The organism is Salmonella sp. 2020_1459 (assembly GCF_043847915.1).
Classification (GTDB): Bacteria; Pseudomonadota; Gammaproteobacteria; order Enterobacterales; family Enterobacteriaceae; genus Salmonella; species Salmonella enterica.
Map to the genome: position 1 here is coordinate 29,970 of NZ_JBCMFA010000002.1, position 24,593 is coordinate 54,562.

The following is a 24,593-nucleotide window of genomic DNA, read 5'->3' on the forward strand; positions in this document are numbered from 1 at the left end:
GGATTTAGCGGTACTCAGGAATACTGAAGCCTTTATACACATTCTCTTCGGTTCGCTTCGCGGATGACCGCGCGTCATCGCCCCTGTCGTGCGCTGTCTGCGCACGCCGGGAACGTACTCGCCTGCCGTCCCGATGCGTCCTGAATGATTTTGTGTATCCACAAAAAAGCCGTGTAAAACCACGGCTAACCTGACCGAAAAAAGCCAAAAACCTGCGATCAGGTGGCGCAGACTATATCACCGAAGCCCAACGCTAACAAATAGCACGATCTTCTGTCGCGGGATAATCGTCAGCGTGAGAGCCGTATCACTTGTTTTCTGGCTACTTCACGCGCGATGGCGTCAACCTGCAATACGTCCTCAACGCTTGCCGGTTCCTGTAAATCCATCCTCTCCAGCACCGCTAAATTGAGCCCGGCGATATCGGTAAAACGAATCTGTTGCGCCAGAAACGCGGCAACGGTGATTTCGTTTGCCGCATTGAGCGCCGTCGTTGCCGCCTGACCTTGCTCAAACGCCTCCATCGCCAGCTTCAGGCACGGATAACGCTGATAATCTGGCGCGCTAAACGTCAGCGCGCTGAGTTTGCAAAAATCAAGCGGCTGCGCGCCGGACGTGGCGCGATTCGGCCATGCCATCGTATGCGCAATAGGCGTACGCATGTCAGGTTCTCCAAGCTGCGCCAGGACGCTGCCGTCCTGATAACGCACCATCGAATGAATGACCGATTGCGGATGGATCAACACTTCCATCTGACGTGCGCTGGCATTAAATAACCAACGCGCTTCAATGTATTCCAGACCTTTATTCATCATGGTGGCGGAGTCGACGGAGATTTTTCGCCCCATCGACCAGTTCGGATGACGACATGCCTGATCCGGCGTCATCGCTGCCAGATCGCACATTGGCGTTTCACGAAACGGGCCACCAGACCCGGTAAGCAAAATCGACGTTACGCCATTTTGCTCAAGGTCAGCGTATCCCAGATTATGCTGAATAGATTGCGGCAAACTCTGAAAAATCGCGTTATGTTCGCTATCGACGGGTAAAAGCCGGGCGTTGCTGCGTTTTACTTCGTCCATAAACAGCCGCCCGCAGGTCACCAGCGATTCTTTATTCGCCAGCAGAATCGTCTTCCCTGCGCGAATCGCCGCCAGGGTCGGCAGTAAACCAGCCGCGCCCACAATGGCCGCCATCACATGCCCGACCTCATCAAGCGCCGCCATCTCACAGGCAGCCTGCTGACCGCTCAGAACCTCGGTGCGGCTGCCATGCTGCTGAAGCATTATTTTGAGCTGTTCTGCGCTCGACGTATCGTCCATCACGGCATAACGCGGCGAGAACTCCAGGCACTGCTCCGCCATGCGGGCGACATTTTTACCCGCCACCAGCGCGATAACGCGGAAGCTATCAGGATTATGGCGCACCACGTCCAGTGTGCTGCAACCAATAGAGCCGGTCGAGCCCAGAATGGTTAATTGCTTCATGAAACGTCCAGAAGTGTTGAAACGGAATAAAAAGCAAAACGCCGCACAGGAGACCTGATAATGTCTTCTGCGCGGCGCTTTGTACACCACTCATCCGCCAGGTTTAGCGGTGGAATGAGTTTATATCTGCGTACAGATCAATCAGAACTGCATCAGTTCTGCTTCTTTATCTGCCAACGCCGCATCCACTTTCTTAATTGCCGCGTCGGTCATTTTCTGTACTTCTTCCTGAGAGCGACGATCGTCATCTTCACTGATCGCTTTATCTTTCAGCAGAGCTTTTACTTTATCGTTCGCATCACGGCGGACGTTACGAACGGCGACACGCGCCTGCTCCGCTTCGCCACGGACAATTTTCGTCAGATCTTTACGACGTTCTTCGGTCAGCGGCGGCAGCGGAACGCGAATGTCGGTGCCCGCAGAGCTTGGATTCAAACCGAGGTCTGACGCCATGATCGCTTTTTCAACGGCTGGCCCCATAGAACGGTCAAACACGTTAATTTTTAAGGTACGGGAGTCTTCTACCGTTACGCTTGCCAACTGGCGCAGCGGGGTCGGAGTGCCATAGTATTCTACGACAATACCATCCAGCAGGCTGGGAGAAGCACGACCCGTGCGCACTTTGCTGATTTGGGTTTTGAACGCTTCAACGCATTTTTCCATGCGTACTTCAGCATCTTTTCTGATATCGCTAATCACGTTACGAATCCTTGAAAACTAGTCTCAGTCAGACCAGACGGTCACACAATACAAAGATGTGCTAAGTATAGTCTCGTTTAATTTCTGCCAGGTAATAAGACCCGTCAATAGAACAGAATCTTACCCGTATTTGGCGCTCACGGGAATTATTCCGTGATTAACGTCCCTTCTTTTTCGCCCATCACCACACGACGCAGCGCGCCTGGTTTGTTCATGTTGAAAACACGAATCGGCAGTTTGTGGTCACGAGCCAGCGTGAACGCCGCCAGATCCATCACTTTCAGCTCTTTATCCAGCACTTCGCTGTAGGTCAGCTGATCGTACATGGTCGCGGAAGGATCTTTTGCCGGATCGGCAGTGAATACGCCATCCACTTTGGTCGCTTTCAGTACGACATCCGCTTCAATTTCGATCCCGCGCAGACAGGCCGCAGAGTCGGTAGTGAAGAACGGGTTACCCGTACCTGCAGACAGAATCACAACACGGTTATTACGCAGCAGGCTAATCGCCTCGGCCCAACTGTAGTTGTCGCACACGCCGTTTAAAGGAATTGCCGACATCAGGCGGGCGTTCACATAGGCGCGGTGAAGCGCATCACGCATTGCCAGGCCGTTCATGACGGTGGCCAACATGCCCATGTGGTCGCCCACAACGCGGTTCATCCCCGCTTTTGCCAGACCCGCGCCACGGAACAGGTTACCACCGCCAATCACCACACCAACCTGAATACCCAGTTCAACCAGTTCTTTGATCTCCTGAGCCATACGATCCAGTATGCTTGCATCAATACCGAAGCCTTCCGTACCCTGCAGAGCTTCGCCGCTTAATTTAAGCAGAATGCGTTTATAGACGGGTTTTGCATTGGTAGCCATGTTTCTTTCCTGAGACTGTCAACGATTGATATGAGTTAATTCCGGCGACATTGTACGTCGCATTTCAGCGCAGACGCCAGGCGTCGGCTGATTTTACAAGAGAGGCGCAAAAAGAAGCCGCCCTCAGGCGGCTCCTCAGGAAAATCAGGACTGCTTAGACATCGCAGCAACTTCTGCTGCAAAGTCAGTCTCGACTTTCTCAATGCCTTCGCCCACTTCAAAGCGGATGAAGCCAGTCACGTCAGCGTTGTGCTCTTTCAGCAGTTGGCCAACAGATTTGCTCGGTTCCATGACGAAAGGCTGACCAGTCAGAGAAACTTCGCCGGTGAATTTCTTCATGCGGCCTTCAACCATTTTCTCTGCGATTTCTTTCGGCTTACCGGACTGCATCGCGATGTCCAGCTGTACCTGGTACTCTTTCTCTACCACGTCAGCAGACACGTCTTCCGGCTTAACGAATTCCGGCTTGCTTGCCGCAACGTGCATCGCCAGCTGCTTAACCAGCTCTTCGTCAGCGCCTTTAGCGGCAACCAGAACGCCGATGCGCGCACCGTGCTGGTAAGAACCCAGAACGTCGCCTTCCAGGGAAGCGACGCGACGAATGTTGATGTTCTCGCCGATTTTCGCTACCAGAGCAACGCGCTCTTCTTCGAACTGTGCTTTCAGAACTTCTACGTCAGTGATTTTGCCAGCAACAGCGGCGTCCAGCACTTTGTCAGCAAATGCCTGGAAGCCAGCATCTTTAGCCACGAAGTCAGTCTGGCAGTTAACTTCCAGAATGAAAGCGACGTTGCCGTCGATTTTGGTTTTGATTACGCCGTCAGCAGCCACGTTGCCTGCTTTTTTCGCCGCTTTGATAGCGCCGGACTTACGCATGTTTTCGATTGCCAGCTCAATGTCGCCATTCGCTTCAGTCAGCGCTTTTTTGCAATCCATCATGCCTGCGCCGGTACGCTCACGCAGCTCTTTTACCAGGGATGCGGTAATTTCAGCCATTCTAAAATCCTCGAAAGATTTGATCTGCCCGGCATCAAACCGCACAGATATAAAAGTGAAAAAGGGGGCCATATACAGGCCCCCTAACCAAACGTGATACTACCTGGTCTATAAGGGCTCTCCCCTTCATATTTCGAGCCGCAGGCGCGTTGCCTTCACTCGCTCATCCCGGTCACTTACTGATGTAAGCTCCCGGGAATTCTCGAGCTTGCCGCCTTCCTGCAACTCGAACTATTTTAGGGAGTTATCAAGCCTTATTACTCGGCTTCTACGAAGCTTTCTTCCGCCTGGGAAGCCAGATCCTGAGAACGGCCTTCACGAACGGTTGCAGCGACAGCGCCCAGGTACAGGCTAACAGCACGGATTGCGTCATCGTTACCCGGGATAACGAAGTCAACGCCGTCCGGATCAGAGTTGGTATCAACGATAGCAAATACCGGGATACCCAGGTTGTTCGCTTCTTTGATAGCAATGTGCTCGTGGTCAGCATCGATAACGAACAGAGCGTCCGGCAGACCGCCCATGTCTTTGATACCGCCCAGGCTGTTTTCCAGTTTCTCAAGCTCACGAGTACGCATCAGCGCTTCTTTCTTGGTCAGCTTTTCGAAAGTACCGTCCTGAGACTGAGTTTCCAGGTCTTTCAGACGTTTGATGGACTGACGAACTGTTTTCCAGTTAGTCAGCATACCGCCCAGCCAGCGATGGTTCACGAAGAACTGGTCGCAGCTGTTAGCAGCTTCTTTCACCGCTTCGCTTGCAGCGCGTTTAGTACCAACGAAAAGGATTTTACCTTTACGAGCAGAGATCTTGTTCAGTTCAGCCAGAGCTTCGTTGAACATCGGTACAGTTTTCTCAAGGTTGATGATGTGAACTTTGTTACGCGCGCCGAAGATGAAAGGCTTCATTTTCGGGTTCCAGTAACGGGTCTGGTGACCAAAGTGAACACCAGCCTTGAGCATGTCGCGCATGGAAACAGTTGCCATGATTTAAAACCTCTATAGATTAAGTTGGGGTTATGCCTCCACGTATCCCATATTACCGACCCCAAAGGGCACCCCGGAATATGTGCCGATACGTGTGTGTTGTTACACAAAGTGAGATTTGTCGCTCCCGTCCATCGTGTGTAGTCTTCGAATGGATCGGAAGTCCGGCGCGCTTTATACCACAAATACGCCACCGACACCAATAATTGTTGGCACTCAGTGCTGAATTGAACGATGAATTTCGTGTTACAGGCAGGCGGCAAATTTTTGCATCCCCGAGAGCTTACGGCCAGTCAGTGACTGGGGTGAAAAAATGTCGCCAACGCACCTGTGGCACGAAAGGCGAAGTTCAGAATGATTCTCAATTTGGCAGGGCACACCCCTGACTGATACCATTGTCAGCACTTACACAATTATTGCCGAAATCATCGGCACTGATGGACAGAATTCATGGCTATCTCTATCAAGACATCTGAAGACATCGAAAAAATGCGCGTCGCGGGCCGTCTGGCAGCCGAAGTGCTGGAAATGATCGAACCGTATATCAAACCGGGCGTCACCACCGGCGAACTGGACCGTATCTGTAACGATTACATCGTTAACGAACAACACGCGATCTCCGCCTGCCTCGGCTACCACGGCTATCCGAAATCCGTCTGTATCTCTATTAATGAAGTGGTGTGCCACGGCATTCCGGATGACGCTAAACATCTGAAAGATGGTGATATCGTCAACATCGACGTGACCGTGATTAAAGATGAATTCCACGGCGATACCTCGAAGATGTTTATCGTCGGCAAACCGACCATTCTGGGCGAGCGTCTGTGCCGCGTCACGCAAGAGAGCCTGTATCTGGGCATCAAAATGGTGAAACCGGGCATCCGCCTGCGCACCATTGGCGCCGCCATCCAGAAATATGCCGAAGGCGAAGGTTTCTCCGTGGTACGTGAATACTGCGGACACGGTATTGGTCGCGGCTTCCATGAAGAACCGCAGGTGCTGCATTATGATGCAGACGATGGCGGCGTCGTGTTGCAGCCTGGCATGGCCTTTACCATTGAACCGATGCTGAACGCCGGGGATTACCGTATCCGCACCATGAAAGACGGCTGGACGGTAAAAACCAAAGACCGCAGCTTGTCTGCTCAGTACGAGCATACTATTGTGGTAACGGAAAACGGCTGTGAAATTCTGACGCTGCGTAAAGATGACACCATCCCGGCGATCATCACACACGACGAATAATGTTTTGCCTGATGGCGATGCCTTCGCATCTTATCAGGCCTACAAATTACACCTTTACTCAAAATCATTCGAGTTGCCTCAAGGCGGCAAGAGAGTGAATCTTCAGGAGCGTACATAAGTACGTGACTGGAGTGAACGAGCGCAGCCAACGTAGAAGCAACTTGAAGGATGAAGAGTAAATACGTAGGCCGGATAAGGCGTTCACGCCACCATCCGGCTTTTTAATGGGTGGCGCATATGAATACTCTTCCTGAACAGCACGCGAATACCGCACTCCCCACCCTCCCGGACCAGCCGCAAAACCCTGGCGTCTGGCCGCGCGCTGAACTGACCGTCGCCGGTATCAAAGCCCGCATCGACATCTTTCAACACTGGCTGGGAGAGGCATTTGACAGCGGCATTTGTGCTGAACAGCTTATTGAAGCTCGTACCGAATTTATCGACCAGTTGTTGCAACGCCTGTGGATTGAGGCCGGTTTCGGTCAGATTGCCGATCTGGCGCTGGTCGCCGTCGGCGGCTATGGACGCGGCGAACTGCATCCGCTTTCCGATATTGATCTGCTCATTTTAAGCCGCAAAAAGCTGCCCGATGAACAGGCGCAAAAGGTCGGCGAGCTGCTGACTTTACTTTGGGACGTCAAGCTGGATGTCGGGCATAGCGTACGTACGCTGGAAGAGTGTCTGCTGGAAGGTCTGTCTGATTTAACCGTTGCGACAAACCTCATCGAAACGCGCCTGCTGATCGGTGATGTCGCTCTGTTTCTGGCACTACAAAAACATATTTTCAGCGAAGGTTTTTGGCCGTCCGACAAATTTTACGCCGCCAAAGTAGAAGAGCAGAACCAGCGCCACCAGCGCTATCACGGTACCAGCTATAATCTGGAGCCGGATATTAAAAGCAGCCCCGGCGGCCTGCGCGATATCCATACGTTACAGTGGGTCGCCCGACGTCACTTCGGCGCTACCTCGCTCGATGAGATGGTGGGATTCGGCTTTTTAACCCCCGCTGAGCGCGCGGAGCTCAACGAGTGCCTGCATATCCTGTGGCGCATTCGCTTTGCGCTACATCTGGTGGTCAGCCGCTACGATAACCGCCTGCTGTTCGACCGCCAGTTAAGCGTCGCTCAACGCCTTAACTACAGCGGCGAGGGCAATGATCCGGTTGAGCGGATGATGAAAGACTACTTCCGGGTTACGCGCCGGGTGAGCGAACTCAATCAGATGCTGCTTCAGCTATTTGACGAGGCGATTCTGGCGCTGCCTGCGGATGAAAAACCACGTCCTGTTGACGATGAGTTTCAACTGCGCGGCACGCTTATTGATCTGCGTGACGACACGCTGTTTATCCGCGAACCGCAAGCGATCCTGCGCATGTTTTATATGATGGTGCGCAATAGCGCGATCACCGGCATTTACTCTACGACGTTACGCCACTTGCGCCACGCCCGCCGCCACCTGAGCCAACCGCTGTGTTACATCCCGGAGGCGCGCACTCTGTTTCTTAGTATGCTGCGCCATCCCGGCGCGGTCAGCCGCGGCCTGCTGCCCATGCATCGCCACAGCGTACTGTGGGCTTATATGCCGCAGTGGTCGCACATCGTCGGACAAATGCAGTTTGACCTGTTCCACGCATACACGGTGGATGAACACACCATCCGCGTAATGCTCAAACTGGAGAGCTTTGCGAAAGAAGAGACGCGCCAGCGCCATCCGCTATGCGTCGATCTCTGGCCGCGGCTTCCCCATCCGGAACTGATCCTGATCGCCGCGCTGTTCCACGATATTGCGAAAGGTCGCGGCGGCGACCATTCGGTACTGGGCGCGCAGGATGTACTCACCTTCGCCGAACTGCACGGTTTGAACTCACGCGAAACGCAACTGGTCGCCTGGCTGGTGCGCCAACACCTGCTAATGTCAGTCACCGCCCAGCGCCGCGACATCCAGGATCCGGAAGTCATTAAGCAGTTTGCCGAAGAGGTGCAAACCGAAACACGGCTGCGTTTTCTGGTCTGCCTGACCGTCGCGGACATCTGCGCGACCAACGAAACCTTGTGGAATAGCTGGAAGCAGAGCCTGCTACGCGAGCTGTACTTCGCCACGGAAAAACAGCTCAGGCGCGGAATGCAAAATACGCCGGATATGCGTGAGCGCGTGCGTCACCATCAGCTTCAGGCGCTGGCGCTGCTGCGAATGGACAATATTGATGAAGCCGCGCTGCACAAAATCTGGACCCGCTGTCGCGCTAACTATTTTGTTCGTCATAGTCCAAATCAGCTCGCCTGGCACGCACGCCATTTATTGCAGCACGATCTGCGCCAACCGTTAGTGTTGCTTAGTCCGCAGGCCACGCGCGGCGGAACCGAAATTTTTATCTGGAGTCCGGACAGACCCTATCTGTTTGCCGCCGTCTGCGCCGAGCTGGACAGGCGTAATTTAAGCGTCCATGACGCGCAGATCTTTACCACTCGCGACGGCATGGCAATGGATACGTTTATCGTTCTGGAACCAGACGGCAGCCCGCTGGCGGCGGATCGCCATGAAGTCATTCGCACCGGTCTTGAACAGACCATTACGCAGCGTAGCTGGCAGCCGCCGCAGCCGCGTCGGCAACCGGCAAAGTTACGGCACTTTACGGTCGAAACGGAAGTCAATTTTTTGCCCACCCATACCGACAGAAAATCATTCATGGAATTGATCGCGCTCGATCAGCCTGGTCTGCTGGCCAGGGTCGGACAAATTTTTGCCGATCTGGGAATTTCGCTTCATGGCGCCCGAATTACAACCATTGGTGAACGAGTAGAAGATTTATTCATAATCGCCACAGCGGATCGGCGCGCACTTAATAATGTGCTGCAACTTGAGGTGCAACAACGGTTGACAGCGGCCCTCAATCCAAACGATAAAGGGTAGTGTGTTTATTTATATGAAAGAGTTTAACAATGCAGCAGTTACAGAACGTTATTGAGACCGCTTTTGAGCGCCGCGCCGATATTACGCCGGCTAATGTAGATACCGTGACCCGAGAGGCGGTAAAACAGGTCATTTCTCTACTTGATTCCGGCGCGCTGCGTGTCGCAGAAAAAATCGACGGTCAGTGGGTCACTCACCAGTGGTTGAAGAAAGCGGTTCTGCTCTCTTTCCGTATTAACGATAACCAGGTTATCGACGGTGCGGAAAGCCGCTACTTCGATAAAGTCCCGATGAAATTCGCTGATTACGACGAAGCGCGTTTTCAGAAAGAAGGCTTCCGCGTCGTTCCGCCTGCGGCCGTTCGTCAGGGCGCATTTATCGCCCGCAACACCGTGCTGATGCCGTCTTACGTTAACATCGGCGCCTACGTTGACGAAGGCACCATGGTTGACACCTGGGCGACGGTGGGTTCCTGTGCGCAGATTGGTAAAAATGTTCACCTTTCCGGCGGCGTGGGTATCGGCGGCGTACTGGAGCCGCTGCAGGCTAACCCGACCATCATTGAAGACAACTGCTTTATTGGCGCGCGTTCTGAAGTCGTGGAAGGCGTCATTGTCGAAGAAGGTTCCGTCATTTCCATGGGCGTATACCTCGGCCAGAGCACCAAAATATACGATCGCGAAACCGGTGAAGTTCACTATGGCCGCGTACCGGCGGGCTCCGTGGTCGTTTCCGGCAACCTGCCGTCAAAAGACGGTAAGTACAGTTTGTACTGCGCGGTGATCGTGAAAAAAGTCGACGCCAAAACGCGTGGTAAAGTGGGCATTAACGAATTATTGCGCACTATTGATTAAGCGAGTGAAAAGCGGGGGCGACAGCCCCCCTTTGCATTACGGCGAATGCGGTAACACGGTTTCCGGCGCAATCTTTGCCGCAAACGCCGAAGCCAGCGCAGTCAAAACGACATAACCGGCAACCAAAGTCCAACTGTTATCATAGACTGCGCTTAACGCTTTAGCGATAAACGGCGTGAATCCCCCTGCCACAACCGCCCCCAACTGAGCGCCAATTGATGAACCGCTGTAGCGTACAGGCGGATGAAACAGTCCGGCGAAAAAAGAAGGTTGCACGGCATTCAGTGAATTATGACCAATGTTAATAAGCAAAACGTAGCCCATTGTCATCAGTATGAGCGAACGGCTTTCCAGCAGCCAGAAAAAGGGAAAAGCCATTGCCGCGACAAAAAGCGCGCCGAAAATATACACCTGACGGCAGCCACGCCGATCCGACATGATGCCAAATAGCACGTGCATGGGATACGCCAGCAGACAGGTGAACATTACAATGTACAGAATAGTCAGGCTGGCAATCCCAAGCTGCGTCGTCGCCCAGGAAACCGCGAAGACGGTAGCAAGAAAAAAGGGAACGCTTTCCGCAAAACGCAGAATTATAATCAGCAAAATGCTGCGCCATTGTTCTCGTACTACTTTGACCACCGGCCTTTCTTCTCTTTGCTGCCTATGATTAATGGCCTGCTGCTTTTTAAACGCACGGAAGACAGGCGTCTCATCCAGACGATGACGCATATATAATCCAGGCAACACCAAAAGCGCACTGAGCAGAAAAGGAATACGCCATCCCCACGATAACAACGCCTCCTTCGGTAATTGGGTCACGACTATAAATACGCCTGTCGCCAATAATTGTCCCGTGAGTCCTCCTGTTTGCGATAGCGCGCTTAACCGCCCCCGGTGCTTTCCAGCAGCATATTCCACGACCATCAACATGGCGCCTCCCCATTCGCCTCCAACCATAAATCCCTGTAGAAAACGCAGAATAACCAGTAAAGCAGGCGCCAGCGCGCCGATACTGGCGTAAGAAGGCAGGCAACCGATGAGAAACGTGACCGCGCCCATCCCGCCTAACGTGATTAATAACGTGTTTTTACGCCCAAGCGTATCCCCCCTGTTGCCAAAAAATAGCGCGCCCAGCGGTCGGGAAATAAATCCCACGCCGAAACTGGCAAAAGAAGATAACGTTGCAGTCAATGGGCTGGCGCCAGGGAAAAAAAGCGGGCCAAATACCAGCGCGCTTGCCAGGCCATATAATAGAAAATCATAATATTCAATGGAGTTTCCTATCCAGGCGGAAATCACCACCCGGCGAATAGTGGCATTATACGTTCCGGACATAGATTCCGCCTCTCAAGGTTATCGACCACTGCATCCGGTCAATTTCCCACACTGACCTCAAACGCTTTCTCTATAAACGGAATATCGCGTTGAATTACTTAAGCTATCAATAACCGCCGCCCTTTTGCTCATGACGTTGCCGAGACGTCTTCTGCGATCAACCGCGCTTTTTTTGTAAACACTGGTGGCGAAAAACCAATTTTTCGTTAATTATTCAAAAGTTATAGTGTGATGAAGGATACCGCTATGTATGACAATCTAAAAAGTCTGGGCATTACCAATCCTGAGGAAATCGATCGTTACAGCCTGCGGCAAGAAGCCAATAACGATATCCTGAAAATCTATTTTCAAAAGGATAGAGGTGAATTCTTTGCTAAAAGCGTGAAGTTTAAGTATCCACGCCAGCGTAAAACGGTGGTGGCCGATGGCATCGGTCAGGGTTATAAAGAAGTACAGGAGATTAGCCCTAACCTACGCTATGTGATTGACGAGCTGGACCAAATCTGCCAGCGCGACCGCTCAGAACTCGATCTCAAACGTAAGATCCTCGACGACTTGCGCCACCTGGAAAGCGTCGTCGCGAATAAGATCAGTGAAATCGAAGCCGATCTGGACAAGCTTACCCGTAAGTAAGCTGTGTGTTGCCGGATGGCGACGTGTTACGCCTTATCCGGCCTACAGATATATCCCCGTAGGCCTGATAAGCGTAGCGCCGCCGGGCTTAACGCTGTTCATCCAGTTGTAGCGCCACATACAGCAACAGCCGATCGTCAAAATTTCCCAAATCCAGCCCGGTCAGTTCCGAAATACGATTTAGCCGATATTCCAGCGTGTTACGATGAATAAACAGCGCCTTAGAGGTCGCCAGCGGCTGGACATTATGGCGAAACCACGCCGTCAGCGTCCGACGTAATAACCCGTTGTTATCCATCGCTTTGAGTTTTACCAGCGGGCGCGCCAGCTCATTGGCCTGCCAGCCGCCACGCAGGCTATCTAACAGAACCGGCAGCATCAAATCCTGATAAAAATAGCTGCGGCTTTCTGGCATCCGCTGTTTGCCGACCATCATCGTAGTGCGCGCCGTGCGGTATGAACGTGCAATACTGCCCGGCCCGGTAAAGTAATTGCCCAGCGCCACGCGAAAACGTAGCTGACCATTCTCTTTCATTCGCGAGATAAGCTGCTCTACGCGCTTACGATGATCTTCAGCATCCCAGCGACCAAACGAGTTTAAGGCGGGTTTGAGCACCACCATCTCGGTGAGAGAAACAATGGCTATCAGGTTGTTACGCTCCGGCGTGGTAAGCGCATTCTGCAACTGCTGAAGTTCCGCCATTGCGCTATCGACGCCAAGCTGGCCGCTGTCGACTTCCACCACCGCCGCCACACGCGGCTGGTTCAAATCGATCCCCAAACGCTGCGCCCATTCCACCAGCGCCGGCGTATTTTCTTCGGCCTGAATCAGGTTCATCACCAGCTCTTCGCGCAAACGGCTATCCTGCGCCAAAAGGTGCATTAACCGCGACTGCTCCAGCATCATTTCGGCAGTCATACACACCAGCTCGCCATATTTACGCAGATGCTCTGGTTCGCCGGTGAGGCCGATCACGCCGACAATTTCGCCCTCAAGACGTAAGGGAAGATTAATCCCCTGACGCACCCCGTGCAGGTGTCGCGCCACGGCGTTGTCAATATCCACAACCCGGCCCTGCGACAGCACTAACAGCGCGCCTTCGTGCAATTCACCAATACGTTCCCGATCGCCGCTGCCGATAATACGCCCGCGGGCATCCATTACGTTGATATTGGTATCGATGATGCGCATAGTGCGCGCCACGATATCCTGCGCCATTTTGGTATCAAGATGCCAGCCAGCCATAAATCCCTCCTGTGAGCAGAGCACAAGCATAAGGAAGATAACAGGTCTCGACATTGTGCAAATGCACAAAACGGTGCAAATAAGTATGGAGTTGTGGGGGGTTTCACAGAAAAGTGTTGCCCCCTTCCATGGCGGAAGGGGGACAAAGGTGATTACTGCATCAGCAAATAAATAGAACTATCACCACGCTGAATATTCAGAGCCAGAACCGACGGCTTGCTGTCGAGAATCTTACGCAGTTCGGCGATATTTTTCACCGGCTGCTGGTTAGCGCCGATAATCACATCACCTTTTTTGAGGCCAATTTGCGCGGCGGGTGAGTTCGCTTTCACGCTGCTCACCACAACGCCTTTATCCTGGCCTTTATTGCTCATTTCAGCGCCTTCAATCCCGCTGAAGATGGTGCTGGAATCAACCTGACTCTGGCTGCTCTGCTGCAGTTCCAGATTAACCGTAATCGCTTTACCTTCACGCAGCAGACCGAGGCTGATTTTGCTGCCGACCGGCATAGTGCCAACCTGAGCGCGCAGCGCCGCAAAGCTGCTGATCGGTTTACCGTTCAGCGAGGTAATGACATCCCCGGCTTTGATACCCGCTTTCGCCGCGGACGAATTCGGCATCACCTGGCTGACGAACGCGCCACGCTGGGCATCGACTTTCATCGCTTTCGCCAATTCGGAATTCAGCTCAGTCCCCATGATCCCCAGTTCGCCGCGTTTCACCTGGCCGTATTCCACCATCTGCGACGTCAGGTTTTTCACCATGTTACTGGGGATAGCGAAGCCAATACCGATGTTGCCGCCGTCCGGCGCCAGAATCGCGGTGTTAATACCGATCAGCTCACCGTTCAGGTTCACCAGCGCGCCGCCGGAGTTACCGCGGTTAATCGCGGCGTCGGTCTGAATAAAGTTCTCATAATTTTCTACGTTCAGGCCGCTACGCCCCAGCGCCGAAACGATACCTGACGTCACCGTTTCGCCCAGACCAAACGGGTTACCAATAGCGACGGTATAATCCCCCACGCGCAGCGCGTCGGAGTCCGCCAGCTTAATCGCCGTCAGGTTCTTCGGATTCTGAATTTGAATCAGCGCGATATCAGAACGCGGATCTTTGCCTACCACTTTAGCATCGAATTTACGCCCATCGCTAAGCTGTACTTTAATCACGCTGGCGTTATCAACCACGTGGTTGTTGGTGACGACGTAGCCCTTCGCGGCGTCAATAATTACGCCGGAGCCCAGCGCCATGAATTTCTGTTGTTGACCGCCGTTGCCGCCGTTACCGCCGCCCTGGCAGAACGGAGAATTCTGGAACGGAGAACCGTCCTGGCAGAACGGGGAGTCATCGCCAAAGAACTGCTGGAAATTACGCGGCATACGCGGCGTATTCACCGTGGTGCTACCTTCTACATTAATACTGACCACCGATGGCATCACTTTTTCGAGCATCGGTGCCAGGCTTGGCATCTGCTGGGCAGTCATTGCTGAAGAGGACGTTTCAGCCGCCGTGGCAGACAGAGGCGACAATGCCAAACCTAAACTCAGAGCCAGTGCACTCATTGCTAATGTGGTTTTTTTCATGTGTTTCAATCTCGATTAACAGGTAACGCAAAATTGCTGTGTACGTCAGATTCATTTTATAACGCGAAGTTCCGGAACAAAGTTTCTGGAAAAAGTAAAAATTTATTGTCCATCTTTACAAAAGTCCATTTACTGTTCGACCGCCATCAAACGCCGATATTCATCCCATGCGTAAAGGTCAGTCATCCCGCTGATATAATCCTGAATCAACCGACAGCGATAATAATATTCCAGTACCGGGTACTCCGCCGAATCCGTGGGTAATTTACTGACGACTTCCACGTAGGCCAAACGATGGCGCGTAGAAAGTTTCTGAAATAAGCGCGATTCTATAGGGAAGCGTTTCAACCGTTCTTTTTCCACCAGCTCGCGAAAGTCGTTAAGCGACAAGCTTAATAGCGGCTGATAGATATCTAATAACCCGCTGATCACCCGGTATCCCTGTAGTTCAAGCTGTTCTACATCCGGATGGCTAAACACATGTTCAACCGCCACATTCTTATAGAGTTCAAGCAGGCGGCTAAAACCGCTGGCATCTTCCAGCAGCGCCTGATTGAAGGTACCGGCAAAAATCTGCGGCAAATTATCAATAAAACGCTGAGCGGCATAGGGCACCAGTTTATTTAATGTATTTACCCGTAAATACATAAAAAACTGATCTTCGGTACTGCGGCTTAATGTATTGGCGCGTGATTTTTCCCACGCATTTCCTACCACCAGCTCAAACAGCGAATCCTTCTCATGGTGGCCCCACGCGTGATATAAATGGTGATAAAGCTGCTCAACGCTAAAGATTCTTTTCTCTACCGCGTCTTCAAGATCGGCGACACAATAAGAAATATCATCTGCGGCTTCCATAATCCACGTTAATGGAAAGCGACTGTAAGGCGCTAACTGCAGTTCTTTACGTAACCTCGCAATATACTTCTCTTCAGAAAGATAATAGCCCGGTTTCTTCATTAAATAGCGATGGGAATCCGGCACCGGCCCTCGCCACCATGCCGGACGGGTATATTTTAAAATTCCGCCAACCTGCGCCCAGGTAAGATTCATCCGCATGAGCGTATGTACCAGACGAATTCCCTGTGCATTGCCTTCAAAATGGCAGATATCCTGACGTACCTTGCGGCGAATATCGTTCAGATTTTCTTCGCCTTCCTGTAGCCGTAGCGAGGAAACCACACAGCGATCATGCGTGAGCGGCTGACTTTCCGCATCTTCCGGATGCAGCCGCTGACGAAACCAGTCATTGATCGCCGCCTCGCCAAAATGACCGAACGGCGGATTACCGATGTCGTGCATCAGGCAGGCCATTTCCACAATACTTTCAAAGGGACCGGTCAGCGCATCCAGACCGTACTCCTCCAGTCGGTTTTGCTCTTTCAGGCGGCTTAAAACCTCTTTCGCGATATAACGCCCCACCTGCTGCACCTCCATCGAATGCGTCAGACGAGTACGCACCGCGGCATTGCGCTCCAGCGGGAAAACCTGCGTTTTTTGCTGCAAACGGCGTATAGCCGGAGAGTTGATAATCCGCCCGCGATCGCTTTCAAAAATCCGCAGGATCTCATGTTCCGTCTTTACGCCCTGCGGTGAACGATAACGACGATGCCAGTTAATTTTATTTCGGAAATCGATCGATGCCATATCCTCTCCCCGCCTGAGAAATGCGCTTCCCCATAAGCGCATGATAAACTATGCCCCCAAAACTGACTTATCGCGAGTAAATCTATGAAAATCGGCATCATTGGCGCAATGGAAGAAGAAGTTACGCTGCTGCGTGACAAAATTGACAACCGTCAGACGATTACGCTGGGCGGCTGCGAAATTTACACTGGCCAGTTGAACGGCACCGAAGTGGCGTTGCTGAAATCCGGTATCGGTAAAGTCGCGGCGGCGCTGGGCGCAACGTTGCTTCTGGAGCACTGCAAGCCGGACGTGATCATCAATACCGGTTCCGCAGGCGGTCTGGCGTCCACGCTGAAGGTCGGCGATATCGTCGTCTCTGACGAAGCGCGTTACCACGACGCTGATGTGACCGCTTTCGGCTATGAATACGGGCAATTACCGGGCTGTCCGGCCGGATTTAAGGCCGATGACAAACTGATCGCCGCCGCGGAATCCTGCATCAGAGAGCTGAATCTGAACGCGGTACGCGGCCTTATTGTTAGCGGCGACGCGTTTATTAACGGCTCCGTCGGGCTGGCGAAAATCCGGCATAACTTCCCCGACGCGGTCGCCGTAGAGATGGAAGCCACCGCTATCGCCCACGTCTGCCATAACTTCAACGTGCCGTTCGTGGTGGTACGCGCTATCTCTGACGTGGCCGATCAGCAATCGCACCTCAGCTTTGACGAATTCCTCGCGGTGGCGGCGAAACAGTCGACTCTGATGGTCGAAACGCTGGTACAGAAACTGGCGCATGGCTAAGCAAATGTTCAGGGCGCTGGTCGCCCTGCTGCTTACGCTCCCGGTGTGGCTTTACGCTGCGCCGCGCGTCATTACCCTCTCTCCCGCCAATACGGAGCTCGCTTTTGCCGCCGGGATTACGCCCGTTGGCGTCAGCAGCTATTCCGACTACCCGCCCGAAGCGCAAAAAATAGAACAGGTCTCTACCTGGCAGGGAATGAATCTGGAACGCATTGTGGCGCTGAAGCCGGATCTGGTCGTCGCCTGGCGCGGCGGTAATGCGGAACGCCAGGTAAACCAACTGACGTCATTAGGTATTAAGGTCATGTGGGTGGACGCGGTAAGCATCGAACAGATCGCCGACACGCTCCGTCAACTGGCCGCCTGGAGCCCGCAGCCGGAAAAGGCTCAGCAGGCAGCGCAGACATTGCTAAACGAGTACGCCGCGCTCAACGCCGAGTATGCCGGTAAAGCTAAAAAGCGCGTCTTTCTTCAGTTTGGCATGAATCCTCTGTTTACCAGTGGTAAAGGGTCTATTCAACATCAGGTTTTGACGACCTGCGGCGGAGAAAACGTCTTTGCTGACAGCCGCGTGCCGTGGCCGCAAGTCAGCCGTGAGCAGGTGCTGGCAAGGCATCCTCAGGCCATTATCGTGGCCGGAAAAGCGGGCGAAATTCTCAAAATTGAACAATACTGGGGAAACCTGTTAAAAATTCCGGTTATTCCGCTTAACAGCGACTGGTTTGAACGCGCAAGCCCGCGTATTATCCTCGCCGCAAAACAACTCTGTAATGCGCTTTCACAGGTGAATTAGAGCCTGTCTTACCAGGCTCCCAGTGGGGATTCGACAATGCTCGTCTATTGGCTGGATATTGTAGGCACGGCTGTATTTGCTATCTCTGGCGTGTTGCTGGCCGGGAAATTACGTATGGATCCGTTCGGCGTCCTGGTGCTCGGCGTCGTTACTGCCGTCGGCGGCGGGACAATCCGCGATATGGCGCTGGATAACGGCCCGGTATTCTGGGTTAAAGATCCTACCGACCTGGTCGTCGCCATGGTCACCAGTATGCTGACCATCCTACTGGTTCGCCAACCAAGACGTCTACCGAAATGGATGTTGCCGGTACTGGATGCGGTCGGGCTGGCGGTGTTTGTCGGCATTGGGGTGAATAAAGCCTTCCTCGCTGAAACGGGGCCATTAGTGGCTGTCTGTATGGGCGTGATTACCGGCGTCGGCGGCGGGATTATTCGCGATGTTCTGGCACGCGAGATCCCCATGATCCTACGCACCGAAATCTATGCCACGGCCTGTATTATCGGCGGGATTGTTCACGCCACCGCGTTTTATACGTTTTCAGTACCGCTGGAAAGCGCCAGCATGATGGGCATGGTGGTCACGCTGTTCATTCGGCTGGCGGCCATTCGCTGGCATTTGAAATTGCCGACGTTTGCCCTGGATGAAAACGGACGTTGATATTGTTTTGCCCGATGGCGCTACGCTTATCGGGCCTGGAACATCTTTCCTGTAGGCCGGATAAGACGCTCGCGTCGCCATCCGGCACAACGAACAGCAATCAAATGCTGAAGGAAGAGCCACACCCGCAGGTACTTTTCGCATTCGGGTTGGTTACAATGAAGCGGGAACCTTCCAGGCCTTCGGTATAATCGACCGAACCACCCACCAGATACTGCAAACTCATCGGGTCAACCACCAGGCCAACGCCCTGTTTTTCGATGGTCATATCCCCTTCGTTAACCTGATCGTCAAAGGTAAAACCATACTGGAAGCCGCTGCAACCACCGCCGGTGATATACACGCGCAGTTTCAGATTCGGGTTATCTTCGTCAGCGATAAGACTTTTTACTTTATTCGCTGCTGCGTCGGTAAACTGCAGCGGCAGCGCTACGTCATCACTCATATTTTGCTCCAAACGACATCGGTAATTGGATAAATTTTCACCCAATATTGGCAGTCATTATCTAATACCCTGGTAATTCGTTCAAGTATTCTCGCCCGCAGGCGCATTCTGGTTTTTCGCCGCCTGTTCCGCATCCTGCTTCGCCAGAGTGCGCGCCAGGATGGTTGAGTATAACGGTTTCCCGCCCAAAAACTGGGCTAATAGTGTCGCGCCAAGACAGGTGATAATCATTGGCAAAATGAGCTGATAGTTATCGGTCATCTCCAGCACCAGCACAATCCCTGTCAACGGGGCGCGCACCGACGCCGCCATCAGCGCCCCCATCCCGGCAATCGCAAAGGTACCGGCCTCCAGGTGATACTGCGGGAAAAGCACTGCCGCCGCCATACCGAAGGCCGTACCAAGCAGCGTTCCCAGCGCCAGCATCGGGGCGAAAATGCCCCCCGGCGCGCCGGAAGAAAAGCAAAGCAGCGTCGTGACAACCCGGGCAATAAAGATGAACAGCAGTAGCCCGACGCTAAAATTACCTGCCGCGGCGATAGGAATAAGGTTAAATCCGCCGCCTGCCGCTTCCGGCTCAATCAACCCCAGAATACCGCACAGGCCGCCGATCGCGCCGCCCATAAGCACCCATTTTTTAATTTCGCCGCCATGAAAGCGCTGAAACATATCCTGGGTACGCAGCACCAACGAATTAAATACCGGCCCGACGCAGCCAAAAATAATGCCGAGGATAAGGTATAACCACAGTGTATTAACCGGCGCATCAGACAGTTTGCCGACTTCAATAATCGGCGCTTCGCCGTTAAATATGCGGAACACAATGCTCGACATGATGACGCCGGTAAACACCGCTTTAATCGAAATCAGGTTGTAGCGAAACTGCGGGCGCATCTCTTCAATAATGAACAGGATACCCGCCAGCGGCGCGTTAAACGCCGCAGAGAGCCCCGCCGCCGCGCCGGTCGCCAGCAACGTATGCCGCGCTTCGGCGCTGCGCATACGAAAAACATCCAGCACCATGCGCCCCAGGTTGCCCCCGATTTGCACCGTTGGCCCTTCGCGCCCTAATACCATTCCTGCGCCCAACGTTCCCATCCCGCCGATAAACTTCACCGGCAACACGCGCCACCAGCGCACCGGACGTAGCTCCTCCAGCGCGCCTTCAATTTCCGGGATACCCGAGCCGCCGGCTTCCGGCGCAAATTTTCGCACCAAAAAGTAGCCGACCATCGCCAGTAACGCCGAAAGGATAAAGGCCAGCGGCCAAAGCAAAAACGCATGGTCCGCGACCTGAACCAGCGCGCCAATGCGCATGTTTTGTACCCAGGAAACCGCCTTTTCAAAGGCGACGCCAACCAGTCCGGTAAGCGTGCCGACAACGGCCGCCATGAACAGGATGGCCAGCGGCGTTTTATCCCGCTGCATTAACCGGCGAATCTGATCTCTGCGCCGTAAGCGCACAATTTGCTGAGCTAAAAAGGTGGAAGTGTCTGTTTTCATCAGAAGATCATTAATTGGTAATACAAATCTAAAGTCGGCATTCTACTCGCCAACGCCGCGAAAATCCCCTGCAAATCGTATTGTTTCAAATGCGTAAAACTTTCATAACCTTCTCTGAATAACTTAGAATAGCGGGTATTCACTTTTTCTACGAACCAGGAATCTTTCCATGAGTAAGTCTGAAAATCTCTATAGCGCGGCCCGCGAGCTGATCCCCGGCGGCGTGAACTCCCCTGTTCGCGCCTTCACTGGCGTAGGCGGTACTCCGCTGTTTATCGAAAAAGCGGACGGCGCTTATCTTTATGATGTCGATGGCAAAGCGTATATCGACTATGTCGGTTCCTGGGGGCCAATGGTACTGGGGCATAACCATCCGGCTATCCGCAATGCGGTGATCGAAGCTGCGGAGCGCGGTTTAAGCTTCGGCGCGCCAACCGAAATGGAAGTAAAAATGGCGGAACTGGTGACCAACCTGGTGCCGACCATGGACATGGTGCGCATGGTGAACTCCGGCACCGAAGCGACGATGAGCGCTATTCGCCTGGCGCGTGGTTTTACTGGCCGCGATAAGATTATCAAATTCGAAGGCTGCTACCACGGCCACGCAGACTGTCTGCTGGTCAAAGCCGGTTCTGGCGCGCTGACGCTCGGTCAGCCGAACTCGCCGGGCGTGCCGGCGGATTTCGCGAAACATACGCTGACCTGCACTTATAACGATCTGACGTCAGTGCGCGCGGCGTTTGAACAATATCCGCAGGAAATCGCCTGTATCATCGTCGAACCCGTAGCGGGCAATATGAACTGCGTCCCGCCGCTGCCGGAATTTCTGCCAGGTCTGCGCGCCTTGTGCGATGAGTTCGGCGCGCTGCTGATTATCGACGAAGTGATGACCGGTTTTCGCGTAGCGCTGGCCGGAGCCCAGGATTACTACGGCGTCGTGCCTGACCTGACCTGTCTGGGTAAAATCATCGGCGGCGGGATGCCGGTAGGCGCGTTTGGCGGTCGTCGCGATGTAATGGATGCGCTGGCGCCGACGGGCCCGGTTTACCAGGCGGGCACCCTTTCCGGCAACCCGATTGCGATGGCGGCCGGTTTCGCCTGCCTGAATGAAGTCGCCCAGCCCGGCATTCATGAAACGCTGGATGAGCTCACCACCCGCCTGGCGGAAGGGCTGTGCGAAGCGGCGCAGGAGGTGGGGATCCCACTGGTCGTCAACCATGTCGGCGGGATGTTCGGGATTTTCTTCACCGACGCTGAGAGCGTAACCTGCTATCAGGACGTGATGGCGTGCGACGTGGAACGCTTTAAGCGTTTCTTCCACCTGATGCTGGAGGAAGGCGTATATCTGGCGCCGTCCGCGTTCGAAGCAGGCTTTATGTCCGTGGCGCACAGTGAAGAAGATATCAATAACACCATCGACGCCGCGCGTCGGGTGTTTGCGAAACTGTAAAAGAGAACGTCCAGAAACAACGTAGGCCGGGTAAGGCGAAGCCGCCACCCGGCTTTTTTTTGGTTCATACCAGGTTAGCGTGAATCTTCGCCAAACACCCAGACAACCTAAATCTCATCAATAATATACTGGAAGCTACAGGTCGACGTGAACTGCCCGGAGCCAATGTTGCGGGTGTTCACCGCTACATTAATGTCATGAAGCTCAACATCGGTTATCGGATGATCAACGGCGCTGGTCGTGACGCTCGACTGGTCGCAGCCCAGCACATTGAGCGTAATACCCGATGAGACAAAACGGCAATAAGCGCCACGGTTGTCAAATTTGCTGCCATCGCACAGTTTCCCCCCCTCCATCAAATAGGTATGTAACGTGCGATTCACCGTGCCACCGGTGGCATCAAGCATGAGGGTTGTTTTCTGTTTCGAAACGTTCGCATCCCAGGAGATATCAAAAGTATCAACGGGAACTTTCGGGCAAACTGAGCTGCGCGTATCCGGCGCGCTATAGGTTTCCCCAGAAACCAGATCCTCAGCGGTGCTATGAGTGGCGGCCAGCCACGGGCAACCATAATTGTCGCTTTGTACGGTAATATCAACGGTATAATAACCGCAGCCATTCCAACTTGAGGGGAGGTTTTTACAGTTGGATTTCGAAATGCTGTTATCAAAATCCCGCAGAACAATAGTCGGTGCGGGGTCAGGCCCGGTCCAGGAGAGTAAGGTCGCAGTAGCTCCTTTTCTTGCCATTCCTGAGAATTTCCAGGAACCATAGTACACGCCATCAGGCGTGGTTACTGTAGAGTTCAGTATAACCGCTCTATCCGCATAACTAGGGCCAATACCATAATATAGCGTGGTGCTCCCAAACGTCGCTTTCAGCATGGGTCTGGCCGATACCGAACCACCATAAACGGCAATCAGCAGCAAAAATAAAGTCCGTATTATTTTCATCATAAATACTCAAAGGTAACTAGTGCGCTTGCGAAGAACGTTCCCGGAACCAGGTCCTCGCCAGGAAGGCGTTGTACCCAGGCATTCAGGTTTAGCGCGTTATTCCCCGTCACCAGCGTGAATATCGCACCCTCTTTATCGTTCATGCCCACGGGAACGCCGGATAGCGTTTCAATGCCAATCCCGATCCCGGAAGCGCCTGAATAGCTATCGATGGCCAGGATACCGCGCATTCCGGTCGCTTCGGTTCCAGTGAAAATTACCTGCACTCCGTTACTCAGCGCCGAATCGCAATCCGTTAGTTCAAACACCACAGGTTTGCGGGCAGACTGGCCGCCGGGAATAAAGTCAGAAGCATCAAGCGATGAAAAATCGACTTCAGCAATATCGGCTCCCTGCATTGTTAAGGTACACGGACTGGCGACCAGACTACCGGAAAAATGCAGATTATCTGCCGCTGAGACCGGCAATATCAGCGTTCCCCAGAGGATGAAGGCCACGCCGTGTAATAACGTCTGTTTTTTAACCATTACTGATAATCCACCTGTAATGTTGCCGTCGCATCGAAGTCGCCTTCTGTCAGCGAGGCTCCGCTCTTTTTAACCGGTATGGCTTTCAGAACAGGTGCCGACTGCTCATTTACAGTAATGGTGGACCCCAACGTAAACGGTTGGTCGTTCTGCCTGAGTTCAATCCCCAGCCCCGCCACGCTGGTGTTTATCGCCGCCTGATTAAAATCAGTCACAGAGCCGCTTAGTGTCAGGGTCATTGTCATCGTATCGTCGCGCACCGCTGAATCACAGGTGATCTCATACGGAACATTCTGTGCGTAACGCGTACCATCTATTTTACTAATCAGCATGTTACCGAACTTAACTTCGATCGTCTGATTATGGCTAATCGTGCAATTCGGCGGTGATATTAACGTACCGTGAAACTTAAGATTCTCAGCCGACTGCGCGGCAAAACTGCTGCTTATTAACACCATCAAAGCCATTTTTTTCATTGGTAATCCACCACCAGCGTAGCGCCTGCGTTAAACGCGCCACCTGTTAACGTTACGCCATTATCTTTGACAGGAATCGCCTCGATGGCCGGACCGCTGCCACCGCTGTATTGAAATGACAACCATTGCGTATTGCCGGGTGAAATCAGCTCGCCATCCGTGGCGGTTTGCAGACGGATACCCAATCCATCGACATCGGTTTGCAATACCGGCTCACCATTGATAGTCACCGCATTCCCCTGAATCTGTAACTTCAGGTAATCACTCACTCTGCCGTTACAGCTCAGGCTATAGCCCACCGCCTGCCGATAATTCACCCCATCCACTTTCGTCGTCAACACATTGCCAAATTCCACCTCACCGCCAGTCACAGTACAGGGCGGCGCGGCATTAACGACTATCGTCAGCGTCATGTTGACCGTCTTACTTCCCGCTGCCAGCGGCATACTGACCGCACTCAGCATGGCCGCACACGTTACCGTGCCCAGCCGTAACCGCCATTGCCTCATC

The 24,593-nt window shown here is 53.2% G+C and carries 23 protein-coding genes; 8 read left to right on the top strand and 15 right to left on the bottom strand.

Annotation, left to right across the window (positions count from 1 at the left end; genetic code table 11):
- Positions 1 to 290: 290 nt before the first annotated feature.
- From ispC to rpsB, 5 genes are all read right to left on the bottom strand, one after another.
- Positions 291 to 1,487: a 1-deoxy-D-xylulose-5-phosphate reductoisomerase gene (gene ispC, locus ACH0VJ_RS05160; RefSeq protein ID WP_000811898.1), complete on the bottom strand. Its 1,197-nt coding sequence runs from the start codon at positions 1,485 to 1,487 to the stop codon at positions 291 to 293.
- Between the two features lie 141 nt (positions 1,488 to 1,628).
- Positions 1,629 to 2,186, bottom strand: a complete 558-nt coding sequence (gene frr / locus ACH0VJ_RS05165; protein ID WP_000622423.1) for a ribosome recycling factor — start codon at positions 2,184 to 2,186, stop codon at positions 1,629 to 1,631.
- Positions 2,187 to 2,332: 146 nt separating this feature from the next.
- Positions 2,333 to 3,058, bottom strand: coding sequence for a UMP kinase (gene pyrH / locus ACH0VJ_RS05170; protein WP_000224567.1), 726 nt, complete (start codon positions 3,056 to 3,058; stop codon positions 2,333 to 2,335).
- Positions 3,059 to 3,202: 144 nt separating this feature from the next.
- Positions 3,203 to 4,054 (bottom strand): translation elongation factor Ts, encoded by an 852-nt coding sequence (gene tsf / locus ACH0VJ_RS05175; protein WP_000808106.1) that lies wholly within the window; start codon positions 4,052 to 4,054, stop codon positions 3,203 to 3,205.
- 257 nt (positions 4,055 to 4,311) lie between these two features.
- A complete protein-coding gene (gene rpsB, locus ACH0VJ_RS05180) occupies positions 4,312 to 5,037 on the bottom strand; it encodes a 30S ribosomal protein S2 (RefSeq protein WP_000246886.1) in 726 nt (241 codons plus the stop codon).
- 450 nt (positions 5,038 to 5,487) lie between these two features.
- Between rpsB and map the strand changes: the two genes are divergently transcribed.
- From map to dapD, 3 genes are all read left to right on the top strand, one after another.
- Positions 5,488 to 6,282, top strand: a complete 795-nt coding sequence (gene map, locus ACH0VJ_RS05185) for a type I methionyl aminopeptidase (protein WP_001018211.1) — start codon at positions 5,488 to 5,490, stop codon at positions 6,280 to 6,282.
- Positions 6,283 to 6,519: 237 nt separating this feature from the next.
- The gene (gene glnD / locus ACH0VJ_RS05190; RefSeq protein ID WP_001094520.1) at positions 6,520 to 9,192 is read left to right on the top strand and encodes a bifunctional uridylyltransferase/uridylyl-removing protein GlnD; all 2,673 of its coding nucleotides are present in this window, start codon (positions 6,520 to 6,522) and stop codon (positions 9,190 to 9,192) included.
- 29 nt (positions 9,193 to 9,221) lie between these two features.
- Positions 9,222 to 10,046: a 2,3,4,5-tetrahydropyridine-2,6-dicarboxylate N-succinyltransferase gene (gene dapD / locus ACH0VJ_RS05195; protein ID WP_001186670.1), complete on the top strand. Its 825-nt coding sequence runs from the start codon at positions 9,222 to 9,224 to the stop codon at positions 10,044 to 10,046.
- Between the two features lie 36 nt (positions 10,047 to 10,082).
- On the opposite strand, the gene ACH0VJ_RS05200 is transcribed toward dapD, so the two are convergent.
- Positions 10,083 to 11,384, bottom strand: coding sequence for an MFS transporter (locus ACH0VJ_RS05200; RefSeq protein WP_000017181.1), 1,302 nt, complete (start codon positions 11,382 to 11,384; stop codon positions 10,083 to 10,085).
- Between the two features lie 246 nt (positions 11,385 to 11,630).
- On the opposite strand from ACH0VJ_RS05200, the gene ACH0VJ_RS05205 reads away from it, so the two are divergent.
- Complete coding sequence (locus ACH0VJ_RS05205; RefSeq protein WP_000272193.1) at positions 11,631 to 12,017, top strand: DUF3461 family protein; 387 nt, start codon at positions 11,631 to 11,633, stop codon at positions 12,015 to 12,017.
- A gap of 88 nt (positions 12,018 to 12,105) precedes the next feature.
- Here the strand turns inward: ACH0VJ_RS05205 and cdaR are convergent, their stop codons facing one another.
- The 3 genes from cdaR to dgt all read right to left on the bottom strand — a co-directional run bounded on the left by cdaR (position 12,106) and on the right by dgt (position 16,490).
- Entirely contained in the window at positions 12,106 to 13,263 is a 1,158-nt protein-coding gene (gene cdaR / locus ACH0VJ_RS05210) for a DNA-binding transcriptional regulator CdaR (protein WP_000929458.1), read from the bottom strand.
- A gap of 152 nt (positions 13,264 to 13,415) precedes the next feature.
- The gene (gene degP, locus ACH0VJ_RS05215) at positions 13,416 to 14,843 is read right to left on the bottom strand and encodes a serine endoprotease DegP (RefSeq protein ID WP_000753958.1); all 1,428 of its coding nucleotides are present in this window, start codon (positions 14,841 to 14,843) and stop codon (positions 13,416 to 13,418) included.
- Positions 14,844 to 14,972: 129 nt separating this feature from the next.
- Entirely contained in the window at positions 14,973 to 16,490 is a 1,518-nt protein-coding gene (dgt, locus tag ACH0VJ_RS05220) for a dGTPase (RefSeq protein WP_000146457.1), read from the bottom strand.
- Positions 16,491 to 16,574: 84 nt separating this feature from the next.
- On the opposite strand from dgt, the gene mtnN reads away from it, so the two are divergent.
- Genes mtnN through ACH0VJ_RS05235 form a run of 3 tightly spaced genes read left to right on the top strand, consistent with a single transcriptional unit; the run spans position 16,575 to position 18,726 of the window.
- Entirely contained in the window at positions 16,575 to 17,273 is a 699-nt protein-coding gene (gene mtnN / locus ACH0VJ_RS05225) for a 5'-methylthioadenosine/S-adenosylhomocysteine nucleosidase (protein ID WP_000689821.1), read from the top strand.
- On the top strand, positions 17,266 to 18,066 hold the full coding sequence (gene btuF, locus ACH0VJ_RS05230; protein ID WP_001118838.1) for a vitamin B12 ABC transporter substrate-binding protein BtuF: 801 nt from the start codon (positions 17,266 to 17,268) through the stop codon (positions 18,064 to 18,066). The genes mtnN and btuF overlap by 8 nt, the downstream gene beginning before the upstream one ends.
- A 36-nt stretch (positions 18,067 to 18,102) precedes the next feature.
- Positions 18,103 to 18,726: a TRIC cation channel family protein gene (locus ACH0VJ_RS05235; RefSeq protein ID WP_000964234.1), complete on the top strand. Its 624-nt coding sequence runs from the start codon at positions 18,103 to 18,105 to the stop codon at positions 18,724 to 18,726.
- Between the two features lie 100 nt (positions 18,727 to 18,826).
- On the opposite strand, the gene erpA is transcribed toward ACH0VJ_RS05235, so the two are convergent.
- Together erpA and clcA are read right to left on the bottom strand one after the other, a co-directional pair.
- On the bottom strand, positions 18,827 to 19,171 hold the full coding sequence (gene erpA / locus ACH0VJ_RS05240) for an iron-sulfur cluster insertion protein ErpA (protein ID WP_001278668.1): 345 nt from the start codon (positions 19,169 to 19,171) through the stop codon (positions 18,827 to 18,829).
- A gap of 81 nt (positions 19,172 to 19,252) precedes the next feature.
- On the bottom strand, positions 19,253 to 20,674 hold the full coding sequence (gene clcA, locus ACH0VJ_RS05245) for a H(+)/Cl(-) exchange transporter ClcA (protein WP_000845428.1): 1,422 nt from the start codon (positions 20,672 to 20,674) through the stop codon (positions 19,253 to 19,255).
- Positions 20,675 to 20,843: 169 nt separating this feature from the next.
- Here clcA and hemL point away from each other — a divergent pair, with 169 nt between their 5' ends.
- Positions 20,844 to 22,124 (top strand): glutamate-1-semialdehyde 2,1-aminomutase, encoded by a 1,281-nt coding sequence (gene hemL, locus ACH0VJ_RS05250; RefSeq protein WP_000045259.1) that lies wholly within the window; start codon positions 20,844 to 20,846, stop codon positions 22,122 to 22,124.
- 107 nt (positions 22,125 to 22,231) lie between these two features.
- Here the strand turns inward: hemL and stfH are convergent, their stop codons facing one another.
- From stfH to ACH0VJ_RS05270, 4 genes are read right to left on the bottom strand one after another with little or no spacing between them, the layout of a single operon-like run.
- Positions 22,232 to 23,077, bottom strand: a complete 846-nt coding sequence (gene stfH / locus ACH0VJ_RS05255; protein WP_023193152.1) for a fimbrial adhesin StfH — start codon at positions 23,075 to 23,077, stop codon at positions 22,232 to 22,234.
- The gene (locus tag ACH0VJ_RS05260) at positions 23,077 to 23,607 is read right to left on the bottom strand and encodes a fimbrial protein (protein ID WP_000239534.1); all 531 of its coding nucleotides are present in this window, start codon (positions 23,605 to 23,607) and stop codon (positions 23,077 to 23,079) included. The genes stfH and ACH0VJ_RS05260 overlap by 1 nt, the downstream gene beginning before the upstream one ends.
- Positions 23,607 to 24,083, bottom strand: a complete 477-nt coding sequence (gene stfF, locus ACH0VJ_RS05265; RefSeq protein ID WP_000737997.1) for a fimbrial minor subunit StfF — start codon at positions 24,081 to 24,083, stop codon at positions 23,607 to 23,609. Before stfF ends, ACH0VJ_RS05260 begins: the two co-directional genes overlap by 1 nt.
- Positions 24,080 to 24,592, bottom strand: a complete 513-nt coding sequence (locus ACH0VJ_RS05270; RefSeq protein ID WP_001250320.1) for a fimbrial protein — start codon at positions 24,590 to 24,592, stop codon at positions 24,080 to 24,082. Before ACH0VJ_RS05270 ends, stfF begins: the two co-directional genes overlap by 4 nt.
- Between the last annotated feature and the right edge of the window lies 1 nt (position 24,593).

Bases quoted from the DNA above. Each gene is read 5' to 3' on its own strand.
- ispC (WP_000811898.1), bottom strand. From the start codon at position 1,487: ATGAAGCAATTAACCATTCTGGGCTCGACCGGCTCTATTGGTTGCAGC.
- pyrH (WP_000224567.1), bottom strand. From the start codon at position 3,058: ATGGCTACCAATGCAAAACCCGTCTATAAACGCATTCTGCTTAAATTA.
- tsf (WP_000808106.1), bottom strand. From the start codon at position 4,054: ATGGCTGAAATTACCGCATCCCTGGTAAAAGAGCTGCGTGAGCGTACC.
- rpsB (WP_000246886.1), bottom strand. From the start codon at position 5,037: ATGGCAACTGTTTCCATGCGCGACATGCTCAAGGCTGGTGTTCACTTT.
- map (WP_001018211.1), top strand. From the start codon at position 5,488: ATGGCTATCTCTATCAAGACATCTGAAGACATCGAAAAAATGCGCGTC.
- glnD (WP_001094520.1), top strand. From the start codon at position 6,520: ATGAATACTCTTCCTGAACAGCACGCGAATACCGCACTCCCCACCCTC.
- dapD (WP_001186670.1), top strand. From the start codon at position 9,222: ATGCAGCAGTTACAGAACGTTATTGAGACCGCTTTTGAGCGCCGCGCC.
- ACH0VJ_RS05200 (WP_000017181.1), bottom strand. From the start codon at position 11,384: ATGTCCGGAACGTATAATGCCACTATTCGCCGGGTGGTGATTTCCGCC.
- ACH0VJ_RS05205 (WP_000272193.1), top strand. From the start codon at position 11,631: ATGTATGACAATCTAAAAAGTCTGGGCATTACCAATCCTGAGGAAATC.
- cdaR (WP_000929458.1), bottom strand. From the start codon at position 13,263: ATGGCTGGCTGGCATCTTGATACCAAAATGGCGCAGGATATCGTGGCG.
- degP (WP_000753958.1), bottom strand. From the start codon at position 14,843: ATGAAAAAAACCACATTAGCAATGAGTGCACTGGCTCTGAGTTTAGGT.
- dgt (WP_000146457.1), bottom strand. From the start codon at position 16,490: ATGGCATCGATCGATTTCCGAAATAAAATTAACTGGCATCGTCGTTAT.
- mtnN (WP_000689821.1), top strand. From the start codon at position 16,575: ATGAAAATCGGCATCATTGGCGCAATGGAAGAAGAAGTTACGCTGCTG.
- btuF (WP_001118838.1), top strand. From the start codon at position 17,266: ATGGCTAAGCAAATGTTCAGGGCGCTGGTCGCCCTGCTGCTTACGCTC.
- ACH0VJ_RS05235 (WP_000964234.1), top strand. From the start codon at position 18,103: ATGCTCGTCTATTGGCTGGATATTGTAGGCACGGCTGTATTTGCTATC.
- erpA (WP_001278668.1), bottom strand. From the start codon at position 19,171: ATGAGTGATGACGTAGCGCTGCCGCTGCAGTTTACCGACGCAGCAGCG.
- clcA (WP_000845428.1), bottom strand. From the start codon at position 20,674: ATGAAAACAGACACTTCCACCTTTTTAGCTCAGCAAATTGTGCGCTTA.
- hemL (WP_000045259.1), top strand. From the start codon at position 20,844: ATGAGTAAGTCTGAAAATCTCTATAGCGCGGCCCGCGAGCTGATCCCC.
- stfH (WP_023193152.1), bottom strand. From the start codon at position 23,077: ATGAAAATAATACGGACTTTATTTTTGCTGCTGATTGCCGTTTATGGT.
- ACH0VJ_RS05260 (WP_000239534.1), bottom strand. From the start codon at position 23,607: ATGGTTAAAAAACAGACGTTATTACACGGCGTGGCCTTCATCCTCTGG.
- stfF (WP_000737997.1), bottom strand. From the start codon at position 24,083: ATGAAAAAAATGGCTTTGATGGTGTTAATAAGCAGCAGTTTTGCCGCG.
- ACH0VJ_RS05270 (WP_001250320.1), bottom strand. From the start codon at position 24,592: ATGAGGCAATGGCGGTTACGGCTGGGCACGGTAACGTGTGCGGCCATG.